Below are 22694 nucleotides of genomic sequence, written 5' to 3'. Positions count from 1 at the left end.
CGACCCTCTCCCCGTAAGAACGGGGAGAGGGAGAAGAGAGAGCGGAGAGCTTCAATCCTTCGGACGCAGCTTGGCAACTTCCGCATCACCAGGCAGATAGTCCGCGCCCTTGCGATAGACGGAGTTCACCATCACGCCCTTGCCGTCCTTCAGCGCGGTCTTGCCGACATAAGCGCCAAGCGTCGACTGGTGATCGATCTTGCGGAAGGTGATCTCGCCGAACGGCGACGGCATCGACAGGCCTTCGGTGGCTGCAATCAGCTTCTCCGGGTCGGTCGAATTGGCTTTCGCAAGGATTGCCGCAGCCGCCTTGATGGTCTGGTAGCCGACGATCGAGCCCAACCGCGGATAATCGCTGTACTTGGCCTGATACGCCTTCAGGAACTTGTCGTGGTCCGGCGTCTTGATGTCGTACCAGGGGTAACCCGTGACGATCCATCCCTCCGGCGTTTCTTCCTTCAGCGGATCGAGATATTCCGGCTCGCCGGTGAGGAAGGACACCACCGAGCGCCCCTTGAACAGGCCTCGCGTATTGCCTTCGCGTACGAGCTTCACCAGATCGGCGCCGAAGGTGACGTTGAGGATCGCTTCGGGATTGGCGGCGGCCACCGCCTGCACCACCGGGCCGGCGTCGATCTTGCCCTGAGGCGGCCACTGCTCATCGACCCACTGGATGTCCGGACGCTTCTCCGACATCAGCTTCTTGAACACCGCGACCGCCGACTGGCCGTATTCATAGTTCGGCGCAATCGTCGCCCAGCGCTTGGCCGGCAGTTTTGCGGCCTCTTCCACCAGCATCGCCGCCTGCATGTAGTTGGAAGGACGCAGGCGGAACGTGTATCGATTGCCCTTGGACCAGGTGATGGCGTCGGTCAGCGGCTCCGCCGCCAGGAAGAACACCTTCTTCTGGTTGGCGAAGTCGGAGACGGCGAGACCGATGTTGGACAGGAACGTGCCGGTCAGCATCGCCACGTTCTCGCTCGACACCAGTTCGTTGGCCGCGGTCTGCGCATCCGCCGGCTTGCCGCCGTCATCCTTGGAGATGACGACGAGCTTCTTGCCGTTGATGCCGCCCGCCGCGTTGACTTCCTCGACCGCGAGCTGCCAGCCCTTGCGATAGGGCTCGGTGAAGGCGGGCAACAGCGAATAGCTGTTGATCTCGCCGATCTTGATCTCGCTTTGCGCCATGGCGCTGCCCGCCATGCCGGCAACCGCGATCGCCAAGCCTGCTCCCAATACGTGTCTACGTCGCATCCCTACCTCCAATATCCCTGTGAATTATCTTAAACCGTCTTCGCCTTTGACTTCCGAAACCGTCAATCCGCCGACCCGCGGCAATGGCCTGCCGCTGTCGGTAACCGCAACCGCCACCATGATCTCGTTGGCGCGCGGCGCATCGTTGATCTGCACTTCCATGCCGTCGAAATGGCTGCGCACGAAGGCCGCGTCCTTGTGGCCGAGCGGAATATCCAGCGTCGTTCCCGGGCCGCTGCGCTTCTTCGACGACGGGATCAGCGCCGCGCCCTTGCCCAGGACTTTCCGCACCGGCGCGCCCATCTTGGGATGCAGGATCGCTGCCGCGTGTTCCAATTCACCGTTTTCGCCGACGGCTGCGGCCTTGCCGTAGCTGTGCGCCTTGGCGCCGTCGATGCCGAGCGCAGCCACCGCCTTCTTCGAAAGCAGATCGCCAAGCTCCTCGCCGATTTCGATCAGGGGTGAGAGATCCTCGACGTACCGGCCTGCAAAGGGGTTCTCGATCACCGCGATTGCCGCTGCGCGCCGCGTCGGCGGCGCAACCTGTTGTCCCATCTCCAGATGGGTTTCCTCGACCACCGTGACGATCTTGCGAATGATCGCGCCCATTATCAGCCTCGCTTCCGATCACACATGCGCCAGTCTTTCCAGTGCGCCTTCATGAAACGCCGGCAACGCGCCTGCCTTGATCCCTGTTGCACCCACCACGGCCGTCTCGCCTAGTAGACGCAAGGCCGCACCTTCGATCAATCCCGCCGCAAGCAATTGCTGTGCCCGGCTGATCCCTGCCCTCAACGCGTCGTCGATCTCGCCTTCTCCGAGTGCGCCGACGTCGCGGGTGACAAGGCGCGCGCCGAGGTCGCTGTCGGGCTGCAACGCGTTGGCCGGACAACGGACAATGGCAGGATGGCCAGGCAGATCGACAGCATTGGCGATGATGGTGGCCGCCGCATCCGCTTGCGACGCAGTTATCGCCAGCACGGTGACGGCATCGGCGATCCCCAGCGAAAAACTGCGGCCGTGCCGCCCGCTGGTCGCGATACCTCGAACTGGGTCGTCGGCGTCAATATCAATCGTTCGCATCAGGCCATGCCGGTCGGGCCGGTCCAACAGGCCGACGGTAAAATGCTCGCCACCGACGAGGTGCAGCGCGATGTCACCGCCATTATTGACGTAAGCGCGGTCGAGCCGTGCAGCGGCAAGCATCGAGCCGAGAATTTCTTCCGCGACGCTGCCGGCCACCGCCGCCATCGGCGTAATGAAGTGTTCAGCGGCAAACGGCGCGACAGCCGCATGCATGCGACGCGCGACGACACCCTTCAGCGTGCATCTGACCGGATCGGCTGGCCGGCGCAGCTCGACCAGCTCCGCGCACAGCTCATCCAGCAGGCCCGTGAAGCGCCCCGCCGCCGCGTCATACGCAGCGCGCACTTCGCCGTCCCTGCCCTTCGCCTCGATGACCAGATCGATCGGACCGTCCTGCAAATGCAGCCGCTTGCCGTCAGGAAGAAGCGCGATTTGCGGGAGCCGCTTCATGCGCGCCGTCCCGGCATGTAGGGCATCGGGCGGGTTTCGGTGTTGTCCCGCAGGGACGCCAGCGGACGGACATGATCCATATGACCGCCGAGCGCGGCATAGTCGGAAAGCCGCAGTGTGAACTCGATCGGCGCCACCAGCGCGGGCGTCGGCACATAGCCGAATGCGCCGGCCGGCATCTGCGTGACATCGACCATGAAGGTGATGCCGCCGCCGGGCCAGACATAGACCGGCGCGCCGCCGCTGGTGACCCGCGTCAGCGCGTCCTTGACTGAGCGCGTCAGCCGAACCGGATTGTCGGTGACCCCGGCACGCAGCGAACCACCAGCGCCGCCCATGAACAACACCGTGCATAGCGCCGGTTCGCAGTTTTCCTGGATGCGCTCGACCGAGAATTTTAGATCGGGCGGCATCTGCTTTTCGATCGGCCGCAACGCCTCGTCGAGTTCGTAATAGGCGGCATGCTCGCCGGTGGTCGAAACCATCAGCATGGTCAGGCCGGGCCGCGCCTCCTTCGGATTGAACGGCCCCAGCACCGACAGCGGATCGGAAATATTGGTGCCGCCCCACCCCGTCCCGGGATCGGCCACCTGGAAGTAACGGCCCGGCGTCGAGCGCCGCCCCTTCATCTTGATCCCGGTATCGGGAATATCCAGGAGCTTGCCGGCCTGATGCTCCGAGAGAACGCCGGTAATGTGGTCGTCGACAACCACGACCTCGTCGACCTTGCCATGCCATTGCTTGGCGAACATGCCGATGGTGGCCGAACCGCACCCCACTCGCATGCGCTCTTCGGCAACGCCATTGACGATGGGGGGATGGCCCGCCTGCACCACGACCGTGGCGCCGCCGTCGATGGTCAGTTCCACCGGCTTGCAGTTGGACAGGTCCATTAGCGCGTCGCAGGTGACGCGGCCTTCCTTCTTGGAACCGCCGGTCAGATGATGCACGCCGCCGAGGGAGAGCATCTGCGAGCCGTATTCGCTGGTGGTCACATGGCCGATCGCCTCGCCTTCCGCGCGCACCGTCGCCGTCTCCGGGCCAAGATAGCGGTCGGTGTCGATCTTCACCTTGACGCCGCAATAGCTGAAAATGCCCTCGGTCACGACCGTGACCATGTCGACGCCATCGACTTCCGACGACACAATGAAGGGTGCCGGCTTGTAATCGGGATAGGTGGTGCCGGCACCGATCGCCGTGACGAACACGTTCGGCTCGTGGACGATCTTGCCGTCCCAGTCGCCGCCGGCCTGAAACGGCACCAGCCGCCCGCCATGCGATACCGTCTGCTCCAGCACGATATGCGGATCGACGCGCACCAGTTCGCCGTCGTGGTTGGCGTAACGATCGCACGCGCCGGCTGCGCCCGGCTTGATGTAACACATCACCGGACAGGCATCGCAGCGGATCTTGTCGCCACCGGCGACGGTCGCATCGGTCATGAACAAGCCTGCGGTCGAGAAGGCGCCGATCATACCCGCTTCCTGGCGGGTTGATCATTTTGTTCGTATACGAATGATGTTGCGCGCGGACGGAAACGCTGTCAAGCGGCCCTTGCCGCGAAAGGCCCGACTTGCCGCATAATACCTCATTTGCCTCACCGCTCTGTTCATAAAGCGAGCAGCGCGCTGCAGCGCGGGATCGCGCGGCTTGCACGTTTGTACACAAACGGTATCTTTCCCGGGCGTTCCGCACAGAGTTTTGCAGCGCAACGAAGGCTTAGGGGAGCATGACGCAGAGCACGATGCGCCTGACCGTCAACGGCAAGACCAGCGATGTCGACGCCGCGCCCGACACCGCATTACTTTATGTCCTGCGCAACGACCTCGCCTTGAACGGACCGAAATTCGGCTGCGGTCTTGGCGAATGCGGCGCCTGCGCCGTGCTGATCGACGGCGTCGCGGCGCGTTCCTGCGTGATCCCGATCGAGGGCTGCACCGGGCGCGACATCGTGACGCTCGAAGGTCTGGGCACGCGCGAGCATCCCGATCCCGTGCAGCAGGCGTTCATCCGCGAACAGGCCGCGCAATGCGGCTACTGCCTCAACGGCATGATCATCGCGACCAAGGCGCTGCTGCTGCGCTCCCCTCACCCGACCGAGGCCGAAGTGCTGGAAGCGCTGCGCCACTATCTGTGCCGCTGCGGCGCGCATATCGAGATCATGCGCGCGGCGATGCGGGCTGCCGGCCACGTCGTTGAGGCACAGACGTGATGACGGCTCCCGACACGACCGAGGATCGCGAACGGATGCAGGGAACGCTGTCCGTCGTTCGTCCGGCCTCCCCCGTCGAGGCCGTCAAGTTCGAGACCTTCATCAGAATTACCGCCGACGGATCGGTCACCGCGTATAACGGTCATGTCGATCTCGGCACCGGCATCCGCACCGCGCTCGGCCAGATCGTCGCGGAGGAACTCGACGTATCCTTTGCCCGTGTCGTCGTCGTGCTCGGCGATACATCGCTCGTCCCCAATCAGGGTGCGACGATCGCGAGCGAAACGATCCAGATCACTGCCGTGCCGCTGCGCAAGGCCGCCGCGCAGGCGCGGCAATTTCTGATCGCGCGTGCCGCAGAGCGGTTGGAGCTTCCGATCGAAGATCTTGTTGTTGAAGATGGTTTGATACGCGGCAAGGACAATCGCAGCATCAGCTATGGCGAACTGATATCCGGCGAGTCCATCCAGCTTGAACTGGCTGATGATGTTCCCGTGAAGTCTGCTGATGCCTACACCATCGTTGGGCAGTCCGTGCCGCGTGTCGATCTGCCGGCGAAGGCGACCGGCGAACTTGTGTACGTACACGATATGCGCGTCCCCGGCATGCTGCATGGCCGCGTCGTCCGTCCGCCCTATGCCGGCGTCGATGTTGGCGACTTCATCGGCAACAGCCTGATCGCGGTCGACGAGACATCAGTCAGCAACATCCCCGGGCTGGTCGCCATCGTCAGGATCGGCGACTTCGTCGGCGTCGTCGCCGAGCGCGAGGAAAACGCGATCAGAGCTGCGGCGCAGCTCAAGGTGAGCTGGAAGCCGGTGCCGACGCTGCCCGACCTCAAGGACATCGAGACCGCGCTGCGCGCCAATCCGTCGACGCCGCGAACGCTGATCGACAAGGGTAATGTCGATGCGGCGATTGCCGGCGCGGCGAAGCCGATGCCGCGAACCTACATCTGGCCGTACCAGATGCACGCCTCGATCGGCCCATCCTGCGCGGTCGCCGACTATCAGGAGGATCAGACCAGGGTCTGGTCCGGCTCGCAGAACCCGCACCATCTGCGCACCGAGCTGGCACGGCTGATCCGTCGCCGCGAAGCCGAGATCGAGGTGATCCGGATGGAGGCCGCCGGCTGCTACGGCCGCAACTGCGCCGACGACGTCTCCGCCGACGCCGTCCTGCTGTCGCGCGCCGTCGGCCGGCCCGTTCGCGTGCAGTTGACGCGCGAGCAGGAGCACGCGTGGGAGCCGAAGGGCACCGCGCAAGTGATGGACGTCAACGGCGGATTGAACGCCGATGGCAGCGTCGCCGGCTACGATTTCGCCACGCGCTATCCATCGAACGGCGCGCCGACGCTGGCGCTGCTGCTGACCGGCACCATCCCGCACACGCCCGCCATCTTCGAGATGGGCGACCGCACCGCGATCCCACCCTACGACTATGACAATCTGCGCGTGGTCGCGAACGACATGCCGCCGATCGTGCGCGCCTCTTGGCTGCGCGGCGTCTCGGCGCTGCCGAACACGTTTGCGCATGAATCCTGGATCGACGAATGCGCTGATGAAGCTGGCGTCGACCCGATCGAGTACCGCCTGCGCTATATGAAGGACCAGCGCGCGATCGATCTCGTCCATGCGGTGGCCGAGCGCGCCGGCTGGAAGCCGCGGCCGGTACGGCGAGGAAATGGAAGCCGAGGGCGACATCGTGCGCGGGCGCGGCTTTGCCTATGCGCTCTATGTCCACAGCAAGTTCCCCGGCTATGGCGCGGCGTGGTCGGCATGGATCGCCGACGTCGCCGTCAACAAGGCAACCGGCGATGTCAGTGTGACGCGCGTGGTCGCCGGGCAGGATTCCGGCCTGATGATCAATCCGGACGGCGTGCGCCACCAGATCCACGGCAACGTCATCCAGTCGACCAGCCGCGCGCTGATGGAGGAAGTGTCGTTCGACCGCACCTCCGTGACCGCCCGCGAATGGGGCGCCTACCCCATTATCAAATTCCCCGAAGTGCCCGAGATCGACGTGTTGATGCTGCCGCGGCAGGACCAGCCGCCACTCGGCGTCGGCGAGTCCGCTTCCGTCCCGAGTGCGGCTGCCATCGCCAACGCCATCTTTGATGCGACCGGTGTGCGCTTTCGCGAATTGCCGTTCACGCCGGAACGCATCCTGCGGGGGCTGCGCGGCGAGGAACAGCCTGCACCGGAAGCGTTGCCGTCGCCAACATCCGCGCCGCAGCCCGACTTGAGCAGATGGCGGAATCCTTTCGCCGGGCGCCGCGGCGTGTTCGCCACCGCTGCAGCCCTGTGCGCGGCTGCGATCGGCATCGGCGCCGCCGTACTGCCGTGGCGTGCGATCGCGCCGGTCGCACGGCCCGATGCCTCGGTCTATTCGGCTGCCACTATTGCCCGCGGCCAGCAACTCGCCGCGCTCGGCGACTGCGCGGTCTGCCATACCTCGGCTAACGGCGTCCTCAATGCCGGCGGCAAGCCGTTGCCGACGCCATTTGGCACGATCTACTCGACCAATATCACGCCCGATGTCGAGACCGGCATCGGCGCATGGTCCTATCCCGCCTTCGAACGCGCGATGCGCGAGGGCATCCATCGCGACGGAAGGCATCTCTATCCGGCATTTCCCTACACGCATTTCGCCAGGACCACCGACGCCGACATGCAGGCGCTCTACGCCTATCTGATGGCGCAACCGGCGGTGCGCGCGGAGACCCCGCAGAATGCGCTGGCGTTTCCGTTCAACGTTCGTCCGCTGATGGCGGGTTGGAATGCGCTGTTCTACAAGCACGGCACGTTCCAGCCAGACCCGGCGAAATCGGAGATATGGAATCGCGGCGCCTATCTGGTGGAAGGTCTCGGCCATTGCAGCGCCTGCCATTCGCCGCGCAATGCGCTCGGCGCGGAGAAAGCGAACGGCTATCTCGCGGGCGGGTTTGCGGAAGGCTGGGAAGCACCGGCGCTGACATCGCTGTCGCAGGCGCCGATCCCGTGGAGCGAGGACGAGCTTTACGCATACTTGCGAACCGGCGAGTCGCGCCTTCACGGCGTCGCCGCCGGGCCGATGGCGCCGGTGGTGAAGGAGCTCGCAGCACTTCCGGATTCCGATATCCGCGCCATGGCGGTCTATCTCGCTTCGTTCAACGAGACCTCCATGGATCGCGCGGCGCAGCAAGCGCTCGCCGCACGGCTGGAATCCTCGACCGGCACGCGCGCATCGGCCGCCTCCAGCATCGGCGCCCGGATCTACCAGGGCGCCTGCGCGGTGTGCCACGAGGTCGGCGGCGCGCCGCTGTTCGGCAGCCGGCCGTCGCTGGCGCTCAACAGTAATCTGCACAGCGCCGTGCCTGACAATCTGATCCAGCTCATCCTGCACGGCATCGCCAAGCCGGCCGCAACCGATCTCGGCTATATGCCGGCCTTCAAGGACAGCCTGACCGACAGCCAGGTCGCGGAACTGGCTACTTATCTGCGGCGGCAATTCGCCCCGGACAAGCCTGCCTGGACCGGTATCCAGGCGGCGGTCGGCCGAATCCGGCAGGAATAGCGCGCTGAGCTGCCATGTTCCGGCCAGAACCCACTGGTTGGGCGGCCTTTGGCACGGTAGAGTTCCGCCATGGCAGTTACCGATATTGCATCGCGAACCTATAATCACGGCTGGCGGCTCGATCCGATCGTGCGCAGCCTGCTCGACACCGATTTTTACAAGCTTTTGATGCTGCAGATGATCCGCGAATTCTATCCGGATCAGCGCGTCACCTTTTCGGTCATCAACCGCACCAAGCACGTCCGCCTTGCCGAGATCATCGACGAGGGCGAGTTGCGCGCGCAGCTCGATCATGCGCGCACCATCCGCTTCACCAAGAAAGAGCTGATCTGGCTCGCGGGTAACACGTTCTACGGCAAGACCCAGATGTTCTCGCCGGAGTTCATCAACTGGCTCTCCAACTTCCGCTTGCCCGAATACGAATTGAACAAGGTCGACGGCCAGTACGAACTGCACTTCCACGGCCCCTGGACTCACACCACGATGTGGGAAATCCCGGCGCTTGCGATCATGAACGAGCTGCGCTCGCGACAGGCGACCAAGGGACAGGGCCGCTTCGTGCTCGACGTGCTCTATGCCCGCGCCAAGGCCAAGCTGTGGTCCAAGGTCGAGCGATTGCGCAAGCTCGAAGGCTTGCGGCTGTCGGACTTCGGCACGCGCCGTCGCCACGGCCATCTGTGGCAGCGCTGGTGCGTCGAGGCGGTCAAGGAGGGCCTTGGGCCTTCGTTCACCGGCACCTCCAACGTGCTGCTGGCGATGGACAACGATCTCGAAGCGATCGGCACCAACGCGCATGAATTGCCGATGGTCGCAGCCGCGCTCGCCAACTCGGACGAGGAGTTGCGCTGGGCGCCCTATCGCATCCTCGATCAATGGCGCCACACCTATGGCGGCAATCTTTTGATTGCGCTGCCCGACGCCTTCGGTACCAAGGTGTTTTTGCGCGACGCGCCGGATTGGGTCGCCGACTGGACCGGCTTTCGCCCGGACAGCGCGCCGCCGATCATGGCTGGCGAGGAAATTATCAAGTGGTGGAAGCAGAAGGGCCGCGATCCCCGGGAGAAGCTGCTGGTGTTCTCCGACGGCATGGATGTCGACTCGATCGAGGAGACCTACCGCCACTTTGCCGGCCGGGTGCGCATCTCGTTCGGCTGGGGCACCAACCTCACCAACGATTTCGTCGGCTGCGCGCCGGATGGTTCCGCCGATCTCGACCCGATCTCGCTGGTCTGCAAGGTAACGTCGGTCGATGGACGGCCCGCGGTCAAGCTGTCTGATAATCCCGAGAAAGCCACCGGCTCCCCGTCCGAGGTCGAGCGTTATTTGCGCGTGTTCGGCAATGCCGGGCGCGTCCGCACTGCCGTGCACGTCTGAACCTCCAAGTACCCGTACCAGATCAACCGATTTGACGAGTCCCGCATGCCCGCACCCAAGCCGCCTGCTTTCGAAACCCTGAGCCTGCACGCCGGCCAGCGCCCGGACCCCGTCACCGGCGCGCGTGCGGTTCCGATCTATCAGACCACGTCCTACGTGTTTCAGGATTCCGACCACGCCGCGGCGCTGTTCAATCTGGAACGCGCCGGACACATCTACACGCGGATTTCCAATCCGACGATCGCGGTGCTCGAAGAGCGCCTCGCCGCGCTCGAAGCCGGCGTCGGCGCGATCTGCACGGCCAGCGGCATGGCCGCGATGCATCTGGCGATTGCGACGATCCTTAACGCCGGCGATCACATCGTCGCCTCCTCCTCGCTCTATGGCGGCACCATCAACCTGCTGGCGCATACGCTACCACGCTTCGGCATCACCACTACCTTCGTCAAGCCGCGCGCGCTCGATGAATTCCGTGCGGCTATCAAGCCGAATACGCGGCTGGTGATCGGCGAGACCATCGGCAATCCCGGGCTCGAGGTGCTGGATATCCCTGATGTCGCCCAGGTCGCCCATGACGCGGAGATTCCGCTGCTGATCGACAACACCTTTGCGACGCCCTTTCTCAGCCGCCCGATCGAACTCGGTGCCGATATCGTGATGAACTCGGCGACCAAATGGATCGGCGGCCACGGCATTGCGATCGGCGGCGTCATCGTCGATGGTGGTCACTTCGACTGGCACGCCTCCGGCAAGTTTCCCCAACTCACCGAACCCTATGCCGGCTATCACGGCATCGTCTTCGATGAGCAGTTCGGCCAGGCCGCCTTCATCATGCGCGCCCGCACCGAAGGTTTGCGCGATTTTGGCGCGTGCCTGTCGCCGACCAACGCGTTCCAGCTGCTGCAGGGCGTCGAGACGCTGGGCGTCCGCATGGAGCGCCATATGAGCAACACGCTCGCGGTGCTCGAGGCGTTGACCGCCAACAAGGCGGTCGACTGGGTGCTGCATCCGGTGCTGGAAAATCATCCCGATCATCAACTCGCGAAGCGGCTGCTGCCGCGCGGCGCCGGATCGATCGTCTCTTTCGGCATCAAGGGCGGCCGTGCGGCGGGCAAAAAATTCATCGAATCGTTGCGGATGATCAGCCACCTCGCCAATGTCGGCGACGCCAAGACGCTGGTCATTCACCCCGCCAGCACCACGCATCAGCAGATGGACGCCGCCCAGCTCAAAGCCGCAGGCGTCGGCGAGGAGCTGGTGCGGCTGTCGGTCGGGATCGAAACCGCCTCCGACATCATCGATGATCTCGGCCAGGCGCTTCGCGCATCGCAGAAGGTTTGAACCATGCAGCTTTCCGTGAACGGTGCTGATGTCTTTGTTGCCACCGGCGGCCGCCCGTTCGATCCGTCGCTGCCCGCGGTGGTGATGCTGCACGGCGCGGGCTTTGATCATTCGACCTGGGCGCTGCACAGCCGCTGGTTCGCGCATCACGGCTATTCCGTGCTGGCGCCGGACTTGCCGGCGCACGGCCGCTCGTCCGGCGCGCCGCTTCCGACCATCGCCGACATGGCCGACTGGACCGCTGATCTGCTCGATGCCGCCGGCGCACCCAAGGCGAAGCTGGTCGGGCACTCGATGGGATCGCTGATTGCGCTGGAGACCTCCGCGCGGCATCCCGACAAGGTTTCCGGCCTCAGCCTGATCGGCACTGCCGCCGCAATGACGGTGGGGCCCGATCTGCTCAAGGCCGCTGAGTTCAACAATCCCGATGCCATCGACATGGTCTCGATCTGGGGTCTCGGCTTCAAGGCCGAACTCGGTGGCAGCCTCGCGCCGGGACTGTGGATGCATCAGGGCGCGCAGCGCGTGTTGCAGCAGACGCGGCCGGGCGTGCTCTACAACGACCTCAACGCCTGCAACGCCTATCAGAATGCGCTCGCGGCCGCCGCGCAGGTCAAGGTGCCGGCGACCTTCATCCTCGGCGAGCGCGACATGATGACGCCTGCGAAGGCCGGCAAGACATTGGCGGCGGCGACGCCGAACTCGCGCACCGTTGTGGTTCCGGGCGCCGGCCACATGATCATGGCCGAGGCGCCCGACGAGTTGCTGGCGGCGCTGCGGTAGTAGCAATCGAACTCCGTTTCTTCCTTCTCCCCTTGTGGGAGAAGGTGGCGCGGATGCAATCCGCGCCGGATGAGGGGTTCTCTCCGCGGAGACAGACCCCCGTCTCGAATGAGCTTCGCTCATTCGATCCACCCTCTCCCACAAGGGGAGAGGGAGAGCAGCGCGCCTTGCGACAATCGTTACTGCCTTGCCGCAGGCTTGCGCTCCACCGGATGAATGTCGATCGCGCGCAACCTTCCCATCCGCAGCACATCCATCGCAAGCGTGCGGCCGATGCGGTCGCGATCGAGCACGCGGATCAGGTCGTCGACGCCGTTGATCTCGACGCCGTCGAGTTTGATCACGACGTCGCCGGGCAGCAGTCCCGCCTTCGCGGCCGGGCTGTCCGGCTCGATCTGCGCCAGCAGCGCGCCCATCTTGTTGTCGATGCCGGCGACCACGGCATGCCGCCGCGGGACCGGCGCGGTCTGGCCGGCGACGCCGATATAAGCGCGGCGGACATAGCCGTGGCGGATGATCTCCGACAGCACGAACTGCGCGGTGTTGCTGGCGACCGCAAAGCAGATGCCCTGCGCACCATTGATGATCGCGGTGTTGATGCCGATCACCTCGGCCGCCGACGACACCAGCGGCCCACCCGAATTGCCGGGATTCAATGCAGCGTCGGTCTGGATCACGTCCTCGATGGTCCGTCCGCTCACCGAGCGGATCGAGCGGCCAAGCGCGGACACCACGCCGGCTGTCACCGTCGATTCAAAGCCGAGCGGGTTGCCGATCGCGACCACGAGCTGGCCGCGGCGCAGGCTCTTGGAATTGCCCAGCGACGCATAGCGCAAATCGCGCGCGCCATCGGCCCGCAGCAGCGCGAGATCGGTGTCGGGATCGACGCCGAGCACGTGGGCGTCAGTGACGAAGCCTTCGATGTCGCGCAGCCTGATCTCTTTCGACGATCCGACCACATGGCTGTTGGTCAGCACGAGACCGTCGGGCGAGATCACGATGCCGGAACCAAGCCCGCCGCGCTCGCGCGCGGAGCGCACTTTAGGCCCGGTTTCGACGCGCACGACGGCAGGCCCGACGCGCTCGGTTACGTCGATCACGGCATTGGAATAGGCGTCGAGCAAGACCCGATCATCGTTCCGGGCAGGCTCGGCCGTTCGCGATGACGGTCCGTCATCGGCGATATCTGAGGTAAAATCCAACATGACGAGATTCCTTCGGCCTCATCAGATGGTGGCCGGGAACCGGATTCGCAAGATGCCCGCATCCGGCGCGGGGATGGCCTGCTAGGGCGCCCGCCTGAGCGTCGCCGGCCGCGCCTTGACGGGATCAAGCAGCGACCAGTCGCCTTGCTCCAGCGCATAGCCTTTCGGGAACGGTGCGCGCAGCTCGAGCCCTAGCGACCGCAGCACGCGGTCGTCGCGGTAGTAGCATTGCAGGACGACGCGGACGAGCGTCGCCGCCGCGGCGCCGCCCGTGGCGCGGAACTCGTTTGCGATCGCCTCGCGCTTGGCCGTATCGAGTTCGGCCAGCGGTTGGCCTGCGAGACGCGCGAGATAGTCGAGCGCCTGCGTGACCAGCGCGGTGTCGCGGCCAAGCGTCGCCAGCATGTCGGCCTGGATCGCGGGATCGTCCGCGCCGGGCACCTCATACTCGTCGCTGGCGGGAACGATCATCGCCGCGACGGTGCGGAGGTCGTCGCGCTGGGCTGTGGTCAGTTCATTTGCTGCGGACATGGCGGTCTCAGTCGAAGAGGTTGGCAGTTGCTTCATCTGGTCGGCGACGTAGAGCGCGATCGCCTGGATGGTCGAGGTCGGGTTCACGCCGCCTGAGGTGACGAAAACGCTGCCGTCGACGATGAAGAGGTTCTTCACATCATGCGAGCGGCCCCATTCGTTGACCACGGAGCGGGCCGGATCGGCGCCCATCCGCGCGGTGCCAAGCAGATGCCAGCCGCCCCAGGGGATCGGACTATTGGTGCAGATGTCGGTGGCGCCGGCGACCTCGAGAATCTCCCGGCCGCGCGCCAGTCCATGCTCCATCATCTTCCGGCTGTTCTCGCTGATCGTGTAGTCGATCCTCGGCGCAGGGATCCCGTGACTGTCCTTCAAGACGGGATCGAGCGTGACGCGGTTGTGCTCTTCCGGGAGATCCTCGCAGATCGCGGAGACGCCCAGCCGATGGCCGTTGAGCTTGCGGAACACGCGGTGATGATCGGCGCCCCACGGCAGGATGCCCTTCTGCTCGCTCACGACGGCCTCGAACACCGGTCCCGCGCCACGGACGAACTGGATGCCGTAGCCGCGGACGAAGCCGCGCGACAGGTCGGTGTCGTAAAATTCCTTGCCCCAGAGGCAGGTCGGCGGCGCGCGGTTACTGTCGGTCGGCTCCTTCACGTAGCCGTAGATCTGCGCATAGGGATGGAACATCAGGTTCTTGCCGACCAGGCCGGATGAATTGGCGAGCCCATTCGGGAAACGGCCGGAGACCGAGTTCAAGAGCAGCCGCGGCGTGCCGACGCCGTTGCAGGCGATGATGACGACTTCGGCCGGCTGGAACTGCTCGACGCCATCCTTGTCGTAGTAGACGACGCCCGAGGCCATGCCGTGCTCGTTGGTCAGGATCTCGCGCACGCGGCAATGGGTCTTGAGCTCGACGCCGGCGCGGATCGCGTGCGGCCAATAGGTGATGTCGGTCGAGGCTTTGGCGCCCTGCGCGCAGGCCGGCGTGCAATGGCCAAGATTGATGCAGCGCGCCCGGCCCTCGTAATCCATCGTAGCGACCGTGGTGTCCGACGGCCACCAGTGCCAGCCGAGCTTGTTCATGGCCTTGCCGATCAAGGGGCCGGAAAGCCCGAGCGGCTGCGGCGGCATCGGCGGGTGCGTCAGCGGTGAAAGCGGATCGCCCGACAGGCCCGAGACGCCCATCATCCGGTCGTTCTCCTCGAAGAACGGCGTGAGCGCGTCGTAATCGATCGGCCAGTCATCGGCGACGCCGTCGAGCGTCTTCACCTTGAAATCGGAGGGGTGCAGCCGCGGCCAATGCGCGGTGTACATCACCGTCGAGCCCCCGACGCCGTTGAAGTTGACGACCTTTATCGGCGAATTGTCGTCGTTAACAGGATAGTCCTCGGGCCGGCCGCGGATGTTCGGGCTGCTCGACCAGTCGCCGTAGAATTTTGCTTCCCAATCGCGCCCCGTGCTCGGATATTCCGACGGGTTCATCCAGCCGCCCTGGTCGAGGCAGAGAATGTGCATTTTGGTATCGGCCAGGCTCCACGCCACTGCCGCGCCGGATGCGCCGGCGCCGATGATCAGGACGTCAACGGGATCGTTCACTGCGGTCGCTTCGCTCCCCGAATTATCGTCGCCTTGCGGCGATCTGAACTCCGACGATAAGGGCAGATGCAGCCTGCCGTAAAGCCGAGTGAAGCCGGCATGGCGGTGCAAAGCTGCAACCCTGCCACGCCTTGATACCGGTTTGTCCACTGCCGCAAGCCGGGATAGCTTTGCAGCAAACCATGAGCACGGGAGCGACACCGATTCCGGACTACGACGCCATCATCATCGGCGCGGGCATGTCGGGCCCGTACCAGCTCTACCGGCTGCGCGAACAGGGTTTTCGCGTGCGCGCGTTCGAGGCCGGGACCAATATCGGCGGCACCTGGTACTGGAACCGCTATCCCGGCGCGCGCTTCGATTCGGAGAGCTATTCCTACGGCTATTCGTTCTCCAGGGAGTTGCTGCAGGAATGGGAATGGTCGGAGCATTTCGCCGGCCAGCCGGAGACGCTGCGCTATCTCAACTACGTCGCCGACAAGTTCGACCTCCGCCGCGATATCCAGTTTCGCAGCCGCGTGACGGGGGCGGTTTACGATGAGGGCTCGCGAAGCTGGAGCATCACCCTCGAGGACGGCAACCGCTTCGACACGCGGTTCGTGATCACGGCGATAGGTCCGCTGTCGACGCCTACATTGCCGCGGATCGAGGGACGCGATGATTTCAGGGGCGCCTCCTTCCATACCGCGCGATGGCCGAAGGAGCCCGTCGATTTCGCCGGCAAGCGCGTCGCCGTGATCGGCACCGGCGCCACCGGCGTGCAGACCATCCAGACCATCGCGAGCCAGGTCGGCCGTCTCACCGTATTCCAGCGCACGCCGAACTGGTGCGCACCGCTGCACAACGGCAAGATCGACGCCGAGACGCAAGTGAAGATCAAGGCGGGATACCCCGAGATGTTCGCCCGCTGCCAGGAGACCTTCGCCTGTTTCCTGCATACGCCGGACCCGCGTGGCACGTTCGAGGTGTCGGACGAGGAGCGCGAGGCGTTTTATGAAAAGCTCTATGGCGAGCGCGGCTTCGGCATCTGGCAGGGCAATTTCCGCGACATCCTGATCGACCGCAAGGCCAATGCCACGATCTCCGATTTCGTGGCGCGCAAGATCCGGCAGCGGGTGAAGAATCAGGCCGTGGCGGAGAAGCTGATCCCGAAAAATCACGGCTTTGGCACACGGCGGCTGCCGCTCGAGACCTTCTATTACGAGGTCTATAATCAGGACAATGTCGAGCTGGTCGACATCACGGAAACGCCGATCGAGCGCATTACACTCGCGGGCATCAAGACCAGCGAGAGGGAATACGAGTTCGACATCATCATCTATGCGACCGGCTTCGACGCCATCACCGGTAGTTTCGACAAGATCGATTTTCGCGGCGCCGGCGGCGCGCGGCTGAAGGAGAAGTGGCGACAAGGCCCGGAGACCTATCTCGGCATCATGGTTCACGGGTTTCCCAACATGCTGATGCTGATGGGGCCGCACACCGCGCTCGGCAACATCCCGCGCAGCATCGAATACAGCGTCGACTGGGTGACCGGGCTTCTTGGGTTTGCCATGGCCAACAAGCTGACACGGCTGGAGGCGACGCCCGAGGGCGTGAAATCCTGGACCGATCACGTCAAGGCGCTCGGCGAGGGGCTGCTGTCCAACGAGGTCAATTCCTGGATGACCGGCATCAACTCCAACGTCGAGGGCAAGCAGAGGCGCATCGTCGCCCGCTACAGCGGCAGCGCGCCGGCGTATCGCGCCAGGTGCGACGAGGTGGCGGCGAAGGGTTATGATGAGTTGAAGCTGGGGTAGTGTCATCGACGTCCCTGCGAACGCAGGGACCCATACTCCGCGGCTTTTGTTATTGAAAAAGACAAGATAACGACGACCTCACAAGGCAATTGCGGCCGGTGGTTATGGGTCCCTGCGTTCGCAGGGACGACGGAAGAGCTTTCGGATTCAATCTTCAAAGAGCTGACGCACCTTTGCCTTCTCGCGGCGCTGATCGCCCGAGGTTTGCATCTTCGTTTGCCCTCCTCGAAATCAGAGGGCGCAGGGAAGACCGGGTGCTTGCTGCACCCGCGGTCTCGCGTGCGATTTGCGCAAACAAAACTGCACACGAGCATACAGGGCAGCGGGAGCATTCCGGCCTTCCCTGCGCAATGGCTTTACGGTTTACTTCGTGCTCTTCCCGGAGAACGGCTTTTTTGCCTCCGTCGCCCCCGAGAAGCTTCGCTTCTCTTGGACTTAACGCCAGCACCGCGGCGCCCGAACCACACGACTTCGCCGTACGCGTCAGGCGCGCAACGTCTATCGCGCCATCTGCGTCCATCGCATCTCACAGCGCGTTCGTGACGATGGCCAACGCCCCTCATCTGCCGTGAGACGGGCGGAGTTATGCAACTGATTTGGGTGAGAACGGAAGCGGAATATTTTTGCGCCGAGGGCTGGACGGGTTTTAGTGATTTGCCCGTCGGGCAGTCACATACGAGATCACAGAGCCCGTAACCCGAACGAAAAAGTCCTCACCACGCATCAATACACGGCCGCTTTCTTGTCGTACGCGGCTCGGGCTTCGGCACCGAGCGCAGCCCTGACATGATCCACTGCCGCGTGTCGGCGGGATCGATCACTTCGTCGATCTCCAGCACGGAGGCGATCGAGACCGCCTTGCCGTTGGCGTAGAGCTCGGCGACCTTGGCCTGGTAGTAGTCCTCGCGCTCGTCCGGATCTTCGATTGCTTCCATCTCCTTGCGGAAGCCGAGCCGGACATAACCTTCCAGCCCCATGCCGCCGAATTCGCCGGTCGGCCAGGCCACCGTGAAGAAGGAGGCGTGGAAGCCGCCGCCGATCATGGATTGCGCCCCCAGGCCGTAGCCCTTGCGCAAGACGATGCCGAACAGCGGCACGGTGAGGCTCGCGCCGGTGACGAACATCCGCGCGACGTGGCGCACGATCGCGGTCTTCTCCGCTTCGGGACCGACCATGAAGCCCGGCGTGTCGCACAGCGACAGCAGCGGAATATCGAAGGCGTCGCAGAGTTGCATGAAGCGCGCGGCCTTGTCGCCGGCCGGCGCATCGATCGCGCCGCCGAGATGCTTTGGATTGTTGGCGATCAGGCCGAACGGTTTTCCCTCGATGCGGATGAAGGCGGTGATCATGCCGACGCCGAAATCCCTGCGGATTTCCAGCACCGAACCTTCGTCGGCGAGAAGATCGATGACGGTCCTGATATCATAGACCCGCAGGCGGTTTTCCGGGATCGCCCGCCGCAACAGGCGCTGGTCCGGCGCCTTCCAGTCGGCAACGGCGCCCTGGAAGTACGACAGATATTTTTGCGCAGCCGCCGTCGCTTCGGCCTCGTCCTCGACCAGGATGTCGATGACGCCGTTCGGCGACTGGAACGACACCGGCCCCACTTCGGCCGGATGATAGACACCGAGGCCGCCGCCTTCGATCATCGCGGGGCCGCCCATGCCGATCGACGCGTTCATCGTCGCGATGATGACATCGCAACAGCCGAGCATCGCGGCGTTGCCGGCGAAGCAATAGCCGGACACCACGCCGATGACGGGCACCAATCCTGAGAGCTTTGCGAATTGCACGAAAGACGGCCCGTCGAGGCCGGTCATGCCGAGCCGGTCGGTATCGCCGGGCCGGCCGCCGCCGCCTTCGGCGTAAAACACCAGCGGCATCCGCCATTGCTCGGCAAGGCCCAGCATGCGGTCGATCTTCTTGTGGTTCATATGGCCCTGGGTGCCGGCCAGCACGGTGTAGTCGTAGGCAATCACCATGCAGCGGGCGGCATCCGCGCCGAATTTTTCCGCGTTCACGGTGGCGACGCCGGAGATCAGCCCGTCGGCCGGCGTGTTGCGGATGAGGTCGTCGACCGCGCGCCGCCGGCGCTGCGCGGCGATGGCGAGCGAGCCGTATTCGACGAACGAACCTTCATCGACGAGTTGCGCAATGTTCTCGCGCGCCGTGCGCTGGTTGGTCTTGCGCCGCCGCTCGACCGACGCCGGGCGGTTTTCATCCAACGTAATGGCGTGGCGCTCGATCAGTTCGGCGAGATCGGGACGGATGTGATCGAGATCGACGTCCTCCTCTGCAGTCACATCATGGGCGTCGATCTCGGCAGGCTCCAGATAGAGGATCGCCTCGTCCTGCATCAGCGTCACGCCGGCCTCGGCCGCGACCTTCGTCACCCTGCCGCCATGCGGTGCGGTCACCAGATGCTCCATCTTCATGGATTCGAGCACGGCGATCTGCTGGCCGGGACGGACGAGGTCCCCTTCCCTGACGTCGATAGCCACGATCGTGCCCTGCAGCGGCGCGGGAACGGGCTCCGAGCCTGCTGGCCCCGGTCCGCTAACCGCGGCTTCCGTCATGGCTGCGCCGTCATCGGCCGCGACGCCGGATTCGATCAGCGCCGTCTCGGCGGTCGCTTTGGCGTCACCGACGAGATCAGCGACATGAGCCTCGATGAAGCCGGTGCTGACGCGGTTCTCGACAAAATCCGGATGCGCCAAAATCGCCGCCAGGAAGGGGATGTTGGTGGCGACGCCGCCGATCCGGAACTCGCGCAGCGTCCGCGTCGCCTTATGCACGACGTCGGTCCAGTTGCCGCCCGGCGAATGCACGATGACCTTGGCGAGCAGCGAGTCGAAGGCGGTGCTGGTCCGGTACCCGGAATAGCCAAACGTATCGACGCGAACGCCGGGGCCGGACGGCAGGTCGAACATCGCCAGCGTCCCGCCGGTCGGCTTTGTTCCGCCGGCCTCGTCCATCACCTCCATGTTGACGCGGAGCTGCATCGCAAAGCCGCGCGGCTTTGGGATATAGGCCTGCGCCAGACCGAGCGAACCCAGCGTGGCGCCGGCCGCGACCGCGAGCTGCGACTGCACCAGATCGAGGCCGAGCACCTGCTCGGTGACGGTATGCTCGACCTGGAGCCGCGGATTGGCCTCGATGAAGGCAAACGCCTGGTCGCTGGTTTTGGCGTCGCTATCGACAAGGAATTCGAAGGTGCCGAGGTTATCGTAGTTGGCGGCGGCGGCGAGTTCCTTGGCGGCGTCGATGATGCGCCCGCGCAAGGCGTCGTTCAGCGACGGGCTCGGCGCGACCTCGATGAGTTTTTGGTTACGGCGCTGGATGGTGCATTCGCGCTCCCACAAATGGCTGATCGCGCCATAGTGGTCGCAGATGATCTGCACCTCGATGTGGCGGGCGTTGCGGATCAGGCGCTCGACATAGACGCCGTCGCCGCCGAAGGCCGCCATCGCCTCGGACTGGCAGCGCGCATAGGCCTCCTCCAGTCTGCCCGCGTCGTCGACGATGCGCATGCCGCGGCCGCCGCCGCCGGCGATCGCCTTGATCATGATGGCGCCGCCGGCGTCCAGGGACTCAAGGAAGGCCCTTGCCTCTTCCAGGCTGGTCGGCCCGCTGGTGCCCTCGATGATGGGCACGCCGCATTGTTTTGCCAGCGCCTTGGCTCGCGCCTTGTCGCCGAACAGGTCGAGCGCTTCCGGCGACGGTCCGACAAAGACGATGCTTTCCTCGATGCAGCGCCGGGCGAGCGTGGCGTTCTCGCTGAGGAAGCCATAGCCCGGGTGCACCGCCTCGCATCCGGTCGCCTTGGCGGCCGCTATCACGGCCTCGATATCGAGATAGGCCCGCGCGCCGCGGCCCGGGATTTCGCAAGCTGCGTCGGCGGCGCGGACATGCAGCGATTGCGCATCGTCGGCGGAATGGATCGCGACGGTGGCAAGGCCGGCGTCACCCGCGGCGCGCGCGATGCGGATGGCGATCTCGCCGCGGTTGGCGATCAGCAATTTATGGAAGGACATGGACGTTCCGTTGACCCCCGCGTTCGCGCCTGACTTTTCCAGCAAAATCGCTGTCGATTCAGATTCTTGTTGCCGAACATGAAGCCTTGCGGGAATTCCGATGCAAGCGGAATTTTGTTCCGCGCAACGGAAATCACAGGCGATTCCCCGTCATTGACGCTTCAGCCAAACCGTTGTTGTTATCGGCCAACGACAACAACAAGACCGGGCAGGAAATCATGAAAAAGGCCACAACCATAAGAAGCGTCGAAACGCTCGCCTGCGACGCCGGCTGGCGGAACTACCACTTCGTCAAGATCATGACCGAGGACGGCATCGTCGGCTGGAGCGAGTACGACGAGGGTTTTGGCGCGCCGGGCGTCACCACGGCGATCGAGCGGCTTGGGGCGCGCGTGGTCGGCAAGAACGCCTTCCAGCATGAGCGGATCTACGCCGAACTGTTTGCCGCGACGCGGCCGGCCGCGGGCGGCGTGGTGGCGCTGGCGCTCGGCGCCATCGAGAACGCGCTGCTCGACGTCAAGGCCAAGGCGCTGGGCGTGCCCTGTTACGAACTGCTCGGCGGCAAAATCCGCGACCGCATCCGGGTCTACTGGTCGCACTGCGCGACCTGGCGCATCAACCATCCCGACTGGTTCAAGCCGGCGATTACCGACCTCGACGGCGTGAAAGCAATCGGCCGCGAGGTGCGCGAAAAAGGCTTTACGGCGATGAAGACCAACATCTTCGTCTACACCGATGGCAAGCCGCAGGGCTGGCGGCCCGGCTTCGGCTCGCCGTTCGAGCCGGAGATCAACGTCGACCGCAAGGTGCTGCGAAACCTCTGCATGCATCTGGAAGCGATCCGCGACGGCGCCGGCCCCGATGTCGATTTGCTGCTCGACCTCAACTTCAACGCCAAGACGGAAGGGTATCTGAAGATCCTGCGCGCCATCAAGGATATGGATTTGTTCTGGGTGGAGATCGACACTTTTAATCCGCAGGCGCTGGGCTATATCCGCCGCCAGAGCCCGCACCCGGTCTCCTCCTGTGAGACGCTGCTGGGCCTGCGCGAATTCCTGCCCTATTTCAACGAACAGGCAATGGATGTTGCGATCGTCGACACGCCCTGGAACGGTGTCTGGCAATCCATGAAGATCGCCGCCGCCGCCGAGCATTTCGAGGTCAACGTCGCCCCGCATAATTTCTACGGCCACCTCTGCACCATGATGAATGCACATTTCTCGGCGGCCGTGCCGAATTTGCGGATCATGGAAACGGATGTCGACCGGCTGGCGTGGGACCATGAACTGTTCACCCACGTGCCCGAGATCGTCGACGGCCACCTGGTGATGCCGGATCGCCCCGGCTGGGGCACCGAGCCCAACGAGGAAGGCCTGCGCGCCCATCCGCCGAAGAGCAAGGGCGGGCTGTTGAATTACGGGCAGAAGAAGTCGTGAGGTTACCTCGCCCCGCGCGCGGCAGGGCTGTC

Annotated in this window: 13 protein-coding genes and 1 pseudogene; 7 read left to right on the top strand and 7 right to left on the bottom strand. The window is 64.5% G+C overall.

Annotation, left to right across the window (positions count from 1 at the left end; all coding sequences use genetic code 11):
* Nucleotides 1-51: 51 nt before the first annotated feature.
* From V1293_RS34475 to V1293_RS34460, 4 genes are read right to left on the bottom strand one after another with little or no spacing between them, the layout of a single operon-like run.
* Nucleotides 52-1254 carry an ABC transporter substrate-binding protein gene (locus tag V1293_RS34475; RefSeq protein WP_334516081.1) on the bottom strand — a complete coding sequence of 401 codons (1203 nt, stop codon included), beginning with the start codon at nt 1252-1254 and terminating at the stop codon, nt 52-54.
* Between the two features lie 24 nt (nt 1255-1278).
* Nucleotides 1279-1863, bottom strand: coding sequence for an amino acid synthesis family protein (locus V1293_RS34470; RefSeq protein WP_334516080.1), 585 nt, complete (start codon nt 1861-1863; stop codon nt 1279-1281).
* 18 nt (nt 1864-1881) lie between these two features.
* Nucleotides 1882-2790, bottom strand: coding sequence for a UPF0280 family protein (locus tag V1293_RS34465; RefSeq protein ID WP_334516078.1), 909 nt, complete (start codon nt 2788-2790; stop codon nt 1882-1884).
* The gene (locus tag V1293_RS34460; RefSeq protein WP_334516076.1) at nt 2787-4265 is read right to left on the bottom strand and encodes a 6-hydroxynicotinate reductase; all 1479 of its coding nucleotides are present in this window, start codon (nt 4263-4265) and stop codon (nt 2787-2789) included. Before V1293_RS34460 ends, V1293_RS34465 begins: the two co-directional genes overlap by 4 nt.
* 254 nt (nt 4266-4519) lie before the next feature.
* Between V1293_RS34460 and V1293_RS34455 the strand changes: the two genes are divergently transcribed.
* The 5 genes and pseudogenes from V1293_RS34455 to V1293_RS34435 all read left to right on the top strand — a co-directional run bounded on the left by V1293_RS34455 (nt 4520) and on the right by V1293_RS34435 (nt 12055).
* A complete protein-coding gene (locus V1293_RS34455) occupies nt 4520-5002 on the top strand; it encodes a (2Fe-2S)-binding protein (protein WP_334516074.1) in 483 nt (160 codons plus the stop codon).
* A pseudogene (locus V1293_RS34450) lies at nt 5002-8557 on the top strand (molybdopterin cofactor-binding domain-containing protein). Before V1293_RS34455 ends, V1293_RS34450 begins: the two are co-directional and overlap by 1 nt.
* Before the next feature lie 69 nt (nt 8558-8626).
* On the top strand, nt 8627-9931 hold the full coding sequence (gene pncB / locus V1293_RS34445; protein ID WP_334516072.1) for a nicotinate phosphoribosyltransferase: 1305 nt from the start codon (nt 8627-8629) through the stop codon (nt 9929-9931).
* Between the two features lie 45 nt (nt 9932-9976).
* On the top strand, nt 9977-11272 hold the full coding sequence (locus V1293_RS34440; protein ID WP_334516070.1) for an O-acetylhomoserine aminocarboxypropyltransferase: 1296 nt from the start codon (nt 9977-9979) through the stop codon (nt 11270-11272).
* Between the two features lie 3 nt (nt 11273-11275).
* Nucleotides 11276-12055 (top strand): alpha/beta fold hydrolase, encoded by a 780-nt coding sequence (locus V1293_RS34435; RefSeq protein WP_334516069.1) that lies wholly within the window; start codon nt 11276-11278, stop codon nt 12053-12055.
* Between the two features lie 179 nt (nt 12056-12234).
* Here V1293_RS34435 and V1293_RS34430 read toward each other — a convergent pair whose 3' ends face one another.
* Complete coding sequence (locus tag V1293_RS34430; RefSeq protein WP_334516067.1) at nt 12235-13260, bottom strand: S1C family serine protease; 1026 nt, start codon at nt 13258-13260, stop codon at nt 12235-12237.
* A gap of 81 nt (nt 13261-13341) precedes the next feature.
* The gene (locus V1293_RS34420) at nt 13342-15393 is read right to left on the bottom strand and encodes a GMC family oxidoreductase (RefSeq protein ID WP_442894321.1); all 2052 of its coding nucleotides are present in this window, start codon (nt 15391-15393) and stop codon (nt 13342-13344) included.
* A gap of 182 nt (nt 15394-15575) precedes the next feature.
* Here V1293_RS34420 and V1293_RS34415 point away from each other — a divergent pair, with 182 nt between their 5' ends.
* Nucleotides 15576-17192, top strand: coding sequence for a flavin-containing monooxygenase (locus V1293_RS34415; protein ID WP_334516063.1), 1617 nt, complete (start codon nt 15576-15578; stop codon nt 17190-17192).
* Between the two features lie 713 nt (nt 17193-17905).
* Here the strand turns inward: V1293_RS34415 and V1293_RS34410 are convergent.
* The gene (locus V1293_RS34410) at nt 17906-21226 is read right to left on the bottom strand and encodes a carboxyl transferase domain-containing protein (RefSeq protein ID WP_334516061.1); all 3321 of its coding nucleotides are present in this window, start codon (nt 21224-21226) and stop codon (nt 17906-17908) included.
* Between the two features lie 218 nt (nt 21227-21444).
* Here V1293_RS34410 and V1293_RS34405 point away from each other — a divergent pair, with 218 nt between their 5' ends.
* Nucleotides 21445-22662, top strand: coding sequence for a mandelate racemase/muconate lactonizing enzyme family protein (locus V1293_RS34405; RefSeq protein ID WP_334516059.1), 1218 nt, complete (start codon nt 21445-21447; stop codon nt 22660-22662).
* Nucleotides 22663-22694: the final 32 nt, after the last annotated feature.

It is taken from the genome of Bradyrhizobium sp. AZCC 1693 (assembly GCF_036924745.1).
Lineage (GTDB): Bacteria > Pseudomonadota > Alphaproteobacteria > Rhizobiales > Xanthobacteraceae > Bradyrhizobium.
This window is presented reverse-complemented; position numbering and strand designations above follow the sequence as displayed.